This is a genomic window from Bradyrhizobium manausense (genome assembly GCF_018130615.1).
Classification (GTDB): Bacteria; Pseudomonadota; Alphaproteobacteria; order Rhizobiales; family Xanthobacteraceae; genus Bradyrhizobium; species Bradyrhizobium manausense_A.
Genome location: NZ_JAFCKB010000004.1, coordinates 145,623 through 154,976 on the forward strand (window position 1 = coordinate 145,623; position 9,354 = coordinate 154,976).

Here is a 9,354-nt window from a genome sequence, read left to right on the forward strand (position 1 = left end):
ACTCTGAACGTCACGGAGCGCTAAGTTCGCCTATAAGCTTCCATAGCTTCGCGTTTACATCTTTCAGCTCGTCGGCCGTCGATTTGATATCGGTAGCTTTAAGTCGCTTTCCCTTCTTGGAATGAAACAGCGGCGTAAGAGCAACGTCCGCTTCCGGCGTATCGGTGTTGTAGCTAACAATCATGCGCTGGTGGGCGACGAGATTACGGACGCCCCGGTGCGTGTTCAATTCCTTGTACACCTCTTTCCAGAGGGCGGTTTCTTTTGGCCTATCGGCGTGCTGGATCATGAAGTCAACGAGCTTTGACTTCCTGTCGAAGCTCCCTTGAGAGGCAAACATTTCCTTCGCGGCATCGACAGGCACCGGCCCGCTCACGATGCAGAAGATGACGGCCAGAAGGTTTTCCGCGTTCGATAGTTCAATCACGGCACGCCCTGCCTGTTCGTAAACCTCGCGCTTCTCCTCTTCACCTGGAGGCGGAGGTATCAGGGCCCGAGTGAGGGCTTCCACCAAGGGGCTTTGCTTTTCTGCCATTTACGTCTCAGTGCTTGAGGATAAGTCCGATGACGGCGAGGCCGAAGCCCATGCACCACTGCCAGTACTTCAGCCAGAAGTCGGCAACGAGGTGCGCGGCCTTCGATGACCAGTGCTTCTCGTAGTGGCCCTGGATAAACACCAGCGAGCTGCCAGGGTCATTCTGGGGCGGGACATACTCGCCGTCCCACCAGCGTTTCAAATGGGCTTTCATGCGAATCACTCCGTTTTTTAGACGGAGACCATCTATCATCCTCGGATTCACCGAAGTGCAAGGTTCAGAATCCTATCCACCGATGAAACTTTGCGTTGAGGGAAAGCGGTGAAAAAGCTGATTTCGCTTGACCACTCACGCCTTGACGGCGATTCGCAAATCACTGCCCATTGGGCAGGGAGAATCCTATGCCGACGTTCCTTAAACGCTTTGACCGTGATTGCTGGCTGATGGTCAGTGCGGCCGTTGCCGGATGGGCCATGGCCTTGCACATCATGTGGATGGTCTCGCACCGAGTGTGCAGCTGATTTATTGAACGCCCCGCCTTCGGCGCTATCCCCACCCCCACCGCCCTGGGGGCGTTGAAGGGTGTGCGGACAGACACGGGCGATGCGGCTGGTACCGAGGATGGGCGCCTACACCATCCCCATGAAGCCGAGGAGAATGGAATTCTCCATTTCAGACCGACTGTCCCCCAACTGTCCCCGACTATGCGCCACCCGGTGCATTCCAGCGCCCTCTGCTGCCGATGCCGGAGCGGCTAAGAGCTTGATAGGACTGCGGTGGCCGAGGTGTGTCGTGGTTTTGTAAACCGAAGGTCGGGGGTTCAATCCCCTCAGCCGGCACCAATGTGCTACTTCAGCCGGCCTCACTACACGCATCGAGGCCGCCCGACGGCACCCCTCACGAAGAAGGGCCGCTCAACGGCGCTCCTCGATCTGATGCTGATGCCCGTCGGATCAGCTGACCGTCAGTACCGATCTTGATTTGCGGCGATAAGCCATGAAGCCCACGCCCGCGAACCCAAGCATCATCATTGCCCAAGTGGAAGGCTCAGGCACAGCCGCAACCACCGGGAAGCTTGCGGTCCAGTGTCCGGCGGTCGGGAAGCCGGCATAGGGCGCACCGTGGTTGAGTGCGTTATACTGATCTTTCACGGCGCCCGAGACCGGATTGTCGGCGAGGATCGACACAAACGTGCTAAAATTCGGATCGCTGCTGTCGGAAGCAAAAATCGCGAAACCCTGATTATTGTCGTGGAAAACAAACTGCCCGTTCGCGGGATTTACGTAGGCCGCAAAATCGAATCCCGTCGCGCTGACGGTGAAAGTGTTCAACGTTATTCCGGGATAGGCTACCTGGATATTGGTCACATCGAGCATCGGAATCAGGCCCGCGAGCACGTCGCTCAATGGGACATCGAAGGTGGCGAGGGACGGCTGGCCCAAATGCGGGCCAAAACCCTGGCTCGTCGTTGTCCAAGTGTAGGTGACCATCGGAGCAGCGTGCGCCCCTGAGATTGAGCCAAGCCCGGCAATCGCGAGGGCGCCGATAGCTATGGTGAGAAGTTTTTGAACCTTCATTCACTTCCTCCATTTAATTTTATTTAATTGATATTAGGCTACGCTTACTTTCTTATTCAGGCAATGCCTTTTTGGCATGACGGCGCCGAAGCCCCTCACCGTAAAAATCAACAACAAGATCAACAAATTATACAGCCTTTAATGCCCCATCGCCTCCAGCACTTAAATGCGCATTCTTAGCTTGAAGCCCTCGCACACTGCCATGTGTGCAGATGCTCGACGACTGTCGCGCCGATCTCGCCCCACACATGCTTCGACTGCTCGAAAAGTTCGCGGCGATGACGACCGAGCGGCCCGTCAGACGGAATCAGCGCCAGCCTCGAGCAAGCCGCCAGAGCCCGAGGCTCTTGTCGCGCCAGCCGCCGTCGCCCTCGTCGCAGCGTTCGTTGATCAGCTCCCGCGGCGACGGCCAGTTGAACGGCGGCATCGTCATGTTGAGCGCGCGCCAGTCGCCGTCCTCGCAATCGCGATTGTCGTCCCACTCGGGAAATGTCGTGGCCAGCAGGAATTGCGCGCCGCTCGCGCGAAAGCGGGCAATGGCGCGCACGATGTTCTGAAAGCTCAGATGCACGAGGCAATCGCGGCACAGGATCACGTCGCACCTCGGCAGCGGATCGCGCGTGACGTCGGCAACGAGAAAGCGGCCACGCACTTCGCCCCGCGCCGCGCGCGCCGTGTTGGCCGCGATCAGCGACGGCACGATGTCGATCCCGGTATACTCGACGCCGGCCTTCATGCTGCCGATCCAACCGGCATCGCCACAGGGCGCATCGAGCAGCGAACGCGCGCCGAGCCGCTGCAACAAGCCGGGCAACGCTTCGCGGATCGCAGCAGTGGCGCGATTTTCCGAGCCGAGGCCCGAGACCGAGGTTGCAGCTCCCCACAAATTCGTCCGCTCGATCCGCTCGAAGCGCGCAGCGAGATCGAGACCGGCAAAATTCTCGCGGTCGGCAATGAACCGTTCATGGGCGAGCACGGCGGGACGATGGGCGATCATCGGATGGGACTCGCGTCAAGATTCCGTCGCGGCTCACCATACAGACGTGGCGTCGCGTCCGACATCATCAGCCTCCTGCCTCAAGCCGGCTTCTGCCACTCCATGATGAGGAAGAAGGGCACGCGTCGATGATAGGCAATTCTGTCGGGATTGCCGACTGTGGGCTGCGGTTCGGCGAACAAGCGCAGCTGGAGGCCGCGATCGAGCAGCAGTGTCATATAGGTGCTGAGTGGACGATGCCAGTTCTGGACACGGATGCCGCTCCAGCTGACCCAGATCGGCCGCTCGTCCATGTAGTGGTCGATGGCGAAGCGCGGGGCGCCGTTGCCGTCACGCGTCCAGCCGTCGGGCTGGCCCGCGGTGTTGAAGCTGGTCAGATTGGCGATCAGCAGCGTGCCGCCCAGCCTCAGCGCCGCCGCCATTTTGCCGATCGCCGCGGCGAGATCGGGCATGTCGATCAGGCTGAGATAGCTGACGACGAGATCGAACTCCGCTTCGACCTCCATCGTCTCGGCACGGCCGAGCCGGTAATCGCCATCAGGGTCGAGCTCCCTGGCACGCGCGAGCAGCGCCTCGGTCGGATCGATGCCGGTGGTGCGGATGCCAGCGCGCTGCATGACGCGGCAGAAGCGCCCTTCCCCACAGCCGACATCGAGCGCATTGCGGAAACCGCGGCCTTCGACACGCGCCCGCATCGGTGCATCCAGCACGAAACGGCGGCCATAGTCGCCGTGCTCGCCCTGCTCGACAATCCATGCAGACGCGGAGGCGGCCCAGCCGTCACTGACGTCACCGCTCATAGCCTGGCCTTCAGGACTGGATATTCGTCGCGCAAAAAGCGCGGGATGGCTACTGACCACAAATTGGATCGGAGTTCAACATGAGGTAGCATGCACGTTGCATGCCTCCCTCCACCAGCCGGGATAACGCCAAGATCATCGCCGGAGCGGTCGCAGCTGTCGTCGCGACGGTTTTTCTTTTCGCGATCGCGATGGCGCTTCTGCTGCCGCAATAGGACCTGCGGCGCGCCGGCGGCGCAAGGCCGCCGGATTCTCGTACGTCGCGCGGGCTCAGGCCGCACGCACCGTCTGCAGGAATTTTCCGACTTCGTCCTTCAGCCGGGTGCTGTCGGTGGCCAGCATCTTCGCGGTCGAGAGCACTTGCGAGGACGCCGAACCGGTCTCGGCCGCGCCGCGCTGCACGTCGGTGATGTTGGTCGAGACCTGCTGGGTGCCGTGCGCGGCCTGCTGCACGTTGCGCGAGATTTCCTGGGTCGCAGCCCCCTGCTCCTCGACGGCTGCGGCAATGGTCGAGGACACTTCCGACAGCCGCTCGATGGTCGCGGAGATGTCGCGGATCGCCGTCACTGATTCCTGGGTGGCATTCTGGATGCCGGAAATCTGCTGGCTGATCTCGCCGGTCGCTTTCGCGGTCTGCTCGGCCAGCGTCTTGACCTCCGAGGCGACGACGGCGAAGCCGCGGCCGGCTTCGCCGGCCCGCGCCGCCTCGATGGTCGCGTTCAGTGCCAGCAGATTGGTCTGGCCCGCGATCGTGTTGATCAGCTCGACGACGTCGCCGATGCGCGTCGCCGCGATCGAGAGCTCGCTGACCCGCTCGGTCGTGGTGCGCGCCTGGTTGACGGCCTCGCTCGCCATCCGCGCGGATTCCTGCACCTGCCGGCTGATCTCGTTGACCGAAGACGACAATTCTTCCGTGGCGGTCGCGACCGACTGGACGTTGCCCGTGGCCTCACCCGAGGCAACCGCGACCACCGAGGTCAACTCCTGCGCGCGCTGCGCGGTGGTGGCCAGCGTCGAGGACGACGCTTCGAGCTCGGTGGAGGCAGATCCGACAGTGTCGATGATCTCGCCGACCGCACGCTCAAAACCATCAGCCAGGTTGAACATGTCGCGGCGGCGCTGCTCGGCAGCGTGCTTCTCGGCTTCCACTTGCGCCGCCTTGAGCCGCTCCACTTCGAGCGCGTTGGTCTTGAACACCTCGACCGTCCTCGCCATCTCGCCGATCTCGTCGCGGCGATCCTTCTCGGGCACCTCGGTCTTGAGGTCATTGCGTGCCAAACCCTCCATGGCGAGCTTGAGCCGGGCAATCGGCTTCGACATCGCCACAAGGCCGATGAAGAGCGCGATCGCGATGCCGACGATCAGGCCGCCGGCGCTGACGCTCATCACGGTCCAGATTGCAGACTTTGCGTCACGCTCGATGGCTTCCTTGCGCTTGGTCACGGCCTTGGACGTATCGGCTGTGAACTTGGCAATGCGCTCAAGAGCCGCATCGATCAGCGGGTCACACTCCTTGTGAGCACGATCGGCGACCTTGGCATTTTCCTCCGGGCTGCTCGCGGCTGCGCCGGCCTGGAGCACCGGATCACAACCTGCGAAGGCGGCCGTCAGCTGCGCGCCGACGCTCTTCGTCTCGCCGGCCCGCGCCGGATCGTCCTGCTCCGCAGCGTTCAGAAACTGGCCGACTTCATTGCGGTTCTGGTTCGCGACCTTGAGGCGATTGGCGTTGCCTGCTTCGGTCGTCTCGGTAAACACCGCATAGAGCGCCGCATGATAGGTCTCGATGCGGCGCTGAGTGCGCGTGAGGTTGAGGGCCGCTGACTGCATGGCGGTAAGCTCGCTGAAGCCGTCGACGGTCGCGGACAGCTCGCGGATGCCGAAGGCCGCGACGGCGACCAGGGCAACGCCCATCGTGGTCACGATCAGCGCAACCTTCAACACGATCTTCAAATTGTTCAAAAAGCTCATCTCAGCTGCCTAACCAATCACCCGGTTCCAGAACCGGAACAGTCCGGCGGTCGCATTGGAACCGCGTGACGGTTAAGATTTGATAGTAGGTGTCATTAATCAGGTTACGGAAAACCACCCACGCCAAGGCCGCCCCGTAAGCCTCGCGTAAGCTTCAGCTGTCCTTCGAGGCGCGCCGGGCCGCTGCTCCTATCAGAGAGCCTCCTCGGAAACAGATTGCCGACATCAGACAAATCGACAATCGCCAGCATCGGTCTGGAGTGGGGTCGCACCCTTGTATGCAAACCCCATCCGCGCCAGCGCTAGCGATTGGTCAGGGCGGGGAAATCTCCTGGCCGTCGTTCGGCCGGGTATGGGCGCGCACCAGATCTTCGACGAATGCAATCACCTCCGCCCGCTTGTCGGGCGGCAGCGAGAGAAAAGCACGCACGAGCCGTAAGCCCTGTGCTTCATCCGGCGGGTCGACCTTGGAGTCCATTCATCCAATGTCGGGCGTTCGGGAAAAATATGCAATCCCTCCCAGACAGTCTGCTTGATTCGGCGCCCGGGCTTTGATGGAATAGCTCCAACAGGGTGGTGGACGATGAAGTGGATCAGGGAGCGCGACGCGCTGATCGCGCAGACACTGGCCTTCGTGCAATCCGTGTCCGGAAGGAAGGACGATTTTCGTCAGCCGGATACCGTTGCGGTTGCGCCAGTCCTGGCCGCAGAGATCGTCTCCGTCCAGGCCGTGGCGGTCACGATCGAACCGCCACACGCCGAACCGCCGCAGCAGACTGCCCCGCCGGCCCAGCCCTTGCTCGCCTCCCCGTCAAGGAACGGCGACTTCCGCAGCGAGATGCAGGTCCGCATCGCCAATTTCAGAAAGCATCAGGAGCGCTTCGAGCGCGAGCGCGAGGAATATTGCGCGGCGACGTTGACCAAGCTACGCGCCGCCATTCGCGATCCGGAGCCGCGGCCACCGGCCCTGAAGTAAGACCTACAGCCAGGACCATACCAGCCAGAGATTGGCTGCGCAGGCGCCGAACAGTGCCAGCGTCAGTGGCAGTAGCATGTGCCCGCAGCAGGTTTTCAGGTCGGTCGTCATGGCCGGAAACATCTGCTGATTCCGCCAAACGAGTCCCAAAGTATCTTTTTTCGCGGATTCAGGACTCGTTAAGGACTCAGGGCCCGGCTACCCGGCACCTCCGATCACGCCCCCCGTGATCGACCCGGAACCCTCGCCCCGTTACGCCGTTAATGCGCTTTCCGGGAGCGGGAAGCATGCCCTACGCCCTGTTCTGCAACGACAGCCAGATCAGCAAAGCCTATCCGAGCGAAGCCGACGTCTGGAAACTCGCGCAGCGGAGCGGCCTGGTCGTAGACGTCGGCACCGACGAGGAGCGGCAGGGTCCGCGCCGGGTGCTCGACAACGACTATGAGATCAAATCGTGCCGGGCCGCCCAAGGCGAAGACCCCGCCAAGAACAAGGCGGATGCCGAACGGGAGTCCAGAATGGAGCTTCAGCTCAACTCGTGAGGCCCGGCCGAAGAGCGGAAGCTAAGCCAGGTCGCATAGTCCTTTCGGAAAACCGCTTCGCGCTCTCCCAGATCATGCCTCAAGGCGTCGCGGTCGCCAGCGAGGCCTGCTCACCCGCGAGCGCCACGCAAGCCTTGCGACGGTGCAGCCCGCGGATCGCCCCGGTCACCTTTAGCACCTTGCCGGACGGACAGGAGACGTCCTTCACGAAGGCGACCTCGTAAGGTGCCAACATCAGAGGCTCGGATTTGAGGATTGTTTGAGCAGAGCACGGCAGGGCGACGAAGCACGAGACCACCACCACCGACGCCAAGATACGCATATTCGTTGTCCCACCAGCCCGGCAATTCAGTAATAACGCTATCCGAAGCGCGAGTTCCGTAAGTCGCAAAAATTATTTTTGCTTTACCCGCTCCCCGTGACACGCGTGAGAAGGCGCGCGCCAGACTGTTTGTCTGCAAATGACGCGCCAGATGGTTCACGCAATACAAACGGGGGGCCGGGCAAACGAAAGGCCGGCGCGAGGCCGGCCTTTGCGAGATCGTGGTTGTGCTTGTTCTCGGCGGGTCAATAGCGCGAGGCCGCCGGACCGCCCCAGCCGAAGCGGTAGTTCACACCGACCTTGACGGTATGCTCGTCATCCCGACCGCGGACGCCGACAATGTCGGCCGGACCGGAGGTGAAGGTGGTGCTGCCGAAATTATAGTACTGGTACTCGGCCTTGGCCGACCAGTTCGGAGCGAACATGTATTCGAGGCCGGCGCCGACGGTATAGCCGTCCTTGCTGTTGCCGGTGGCGGTAAAGGTCTGCGGCACGCCGGCGACGTTGACCCCGAGGCCGCCATTGCGCCAGGCGTAACCGCCCTTGGCATAGAGGAGCGTCGGGCCCCAGGTGTAGCCGATGCGGCCGGTCACCGACCCGATCTGGTCGGTATTGGACGTCACCTGCGTGCCCAGCGGGAACGTAGCACCGTTGTTGTTGGTCGGCAGCCAGGAATACTGCGCCTCGATACCCACCACCCAATTGGGGGCGAACTGATAGTCGAAGCCGCCCTGCACGCCGCCCATGAAGCGGGCGTCGCTGGACTGGAAGGTGTTGTCGCCGGCAAAGGCGCCGCCGACATGGCCGCCGATATAGAAACCGGTCCAGTTGTAGATCACCTGCGGCGGCGTGTAGGCCGGCGCCTTGGCGTAGGTGCGCGGCTGCATGTCGGCTGCTGCGGCCGGCCCGGCCAGCGCAAGCAGAGCGACAGCGCCCAGCAAGATCTTCTTCATGATCGTCCCCGTTCTTTCATTAACGACACTCAGGAAACAACGTGGCGTGAATTGGGTTGCTTCGCGGCGATGCCGGAACGTTGATCGTTCGTTACTGTGACGGGGCGGCAACAACGCGATTTTGTTCCGTCACGTCGACTTGCGGCGATCGATCCTGTCGTTCGCGCAAATTCAGCTGTAACGATTTGTCGCAAGGCAAAACCGCCCCGTTCAAAGCTCGCCAAAATGTGATCCAGCGGCTCCGGCGGCTGCTGTCCTAGCACGGCCCGATGAAAGCGGGCTTTGCGCTACCTCGCCATCTTTTCCAGTTCTGGAAAGGGTGCGTAAACCGCGCCTGCACAGAGCTCATTGGTGCGATCGACGACGCGGTCGCCGCGGCCATTGACGAAGACGACAGCGCGCTCGCGCATCACCTTATAGCTGCCGTCGGTCTCGCGCGGCGTGAAGTGCAGGCAGCTGATATAGAACTGTCGCCCGCCGACCTCGCGCAACACCGGATCGGCCATGCTGGCATCGCGCACCCCGACCGGATTGTTCAAGTAGGTGCGCATCAGGGCCAGCGTGTCGCCACGGAAATTGTCGGGAAACGGCTGCGGCCCGCCGGCCTGGCCCCCGTCCACCAGAGATGGACGGTCGCCATCGCTGCCGAAACAGGCCGTAAGCACCAAGGGCAGCACCAAGAT

At 62.0% G+C, this 9,354-nt stretch carries 11 protein-coding genes and 1 pseudogene; 2 read left to right on the forward strand and 10 right to left on the reverse strand.

Annotated elements, in window-relative coordinates:
• Positions 1 to 10: 10 nt before the first annotated feature.
• The 7 genes and pseudogenes from JQ587_RS09640 to JQ587_RS09670 form a co-directional block, all read right to left on the reverse strand.
• The gene (locus tag JQ587_RS09640) at positions 11 to 535 is read right to left on the reverse strand and encodes a hypothetical protein (RefSeq protein ID WP_212425154.1); all 525 of its coding nucleotides are present in this window, start codon (positions 533 to 535) and stop codon (positions 11 to 13) included.
• Positions 536 to 542: 7 nt separating this feature from the next.
• Positions 543 to 749 carry a hypothetical protein gene (locus tag JQ587_RS09645; protein WP_212425155.1) on the reverse strand — a complete coding sequence of 69 codons (207 nt, stop codon included), beginning with the start codon at positions 747 to 749 and terminating at the stop codon, positions 543 to 545.
• 740 nt (positions 750 to 1,489) lie between these two features.
• A pseudogene (locus JQ587_RS37150) lies at positions 1,490 to 1,594 on the reverse strand (PEPxxWA-CTERM sorting domain-containing protein); the annotation flags it as partial.
• 826 nt (positions 1,595 to 2,420) lie between these two features.
• Complete coding sequence (locus JQ587_RS09655) at positions 2,421 to 3,110, reverse strand: class I SAM-dependent methyltransferase (protein ID WP_212301649.1); 690 nt, start codon at positions 3,108 to 3,110, stop codon at positions 2,421 to 2,423.
• Positions 3,111 to 3,190: 80 nt separating this feature from the next.
• Positions 3,191 to 3,910, reverse strand: coding sequence for a class I SAM-dependent methyltransferase (locus JQ587_RS09660; RefSeq protein WP_212301650.1), 720 nt, complete (start codon positions 3,908 to 3,910; stop codon positions 3,191 to 3,193).
• A 270-nt stretch (positions 3,911 to 4,180) separates the two neighbouring features.
• Positions 4,181 to 5,878 carry a methyl-accepting chemotaxis protein gene (locus JQ587_RS09665; protein WP_212425156.1) on the reverse strand — a complete coding sequence of 566 codons (1,698 nt, stop codon included), beginning with the start codon at positions 5,876 to 5,878 and terminating at the stop codon, positions 4,181 to 4,183.
• A gap of 313 nt (positions 5,879 to 6,191) precedes the next feature.
• A complete protein-coding gene (locus JQ587_RS09670; RefSeq protein WP_212301652.1) occupies positions 6,192 to 6,356 on the reverse strand; it encodes a hypothetical protein in 165 nt (54 codons plus the stop codon).
• Positions 6,357 to 6,461: 105 nt separating this feature from the next.
• Here JQ587_RS09670 and JQ587_RS09675 point away from each other — a divergent pair, with 105 nt between their 5' ends.
• Together JQ587_RS09675 and JQ587_RS09680 are read left to right on the forward strand one after the other, a co-directional pair.
• The gene (locus JQ587_RS09675; protein ID WP_212301653.1) at positions 6,462 to 6,854 is read left to right on the forward strand and encodes a hypothetical protein; all 393 of its coding nucleotides are present in this window, start codon (positions 6,462 to 6,464) and stop codon (positions 6,852 to 6,854) included.
• Between the two features lie 287 nt (positions 6,855 to 7,141).
• Positions 7,142 to 7,396, forward strand: a complete 255-nt coding sequence (locus JQ587_RS09680; RefSeq protein WP_212301654.1) for a hypothetical protein — start codon at positions 7,142 to 7,144, stop codon at positions 7,394 to 7,396.
• A 79-nt stretch (positions 7,397 to 7,475) separates the two neighbouring features.
• On the opposite strand, the gene JQ587_RS09685 is transcribed toward JQ587_RS09680, so the two are convergent.
• The 3 genes from JQ587_RS09685 to JQ587_RS09695 all read right to left on the reverse strand — a co-directional run bounded on the left by JQ587_RS09685 (position 7,476) and on the right by JQ587_RS09695 (position 9,354).
• The gene (locus JQ587_RS09685) at positions 7,476 to 7,718 is read right to left on the reverse strand and encodes a DUF6719 family protein (protein WP_212301655.1); all 243 of its coding nucleotides are present in this window, start codon (positions 7,716 to 7,718) and stop codon (positions 7,476 to 7,478) included.
• Positions 7,719 to 7,963: 245 nt separating this feature from the next.
• A complete protein-coding gene (locus tag JQ587_RS09690; protein ID WP_212301656.1) occupies positions 7,964 to 8,671 on the reverse strand; it encodes an outer membrane protein in 708 nt (235 codons plus the stop codon).
• Between the two features lie 287 nt (positions 8,672 to 8,958).
• Positions 8,959 to 9,354, reverse strand: coding sequence for a hypothetical protein (locus JQ587_RS09695; protein WP_349629493.1), 396 nt, complete (start codon positions 9,352 to 9,354; stop codon positions 8,959 to 8,961).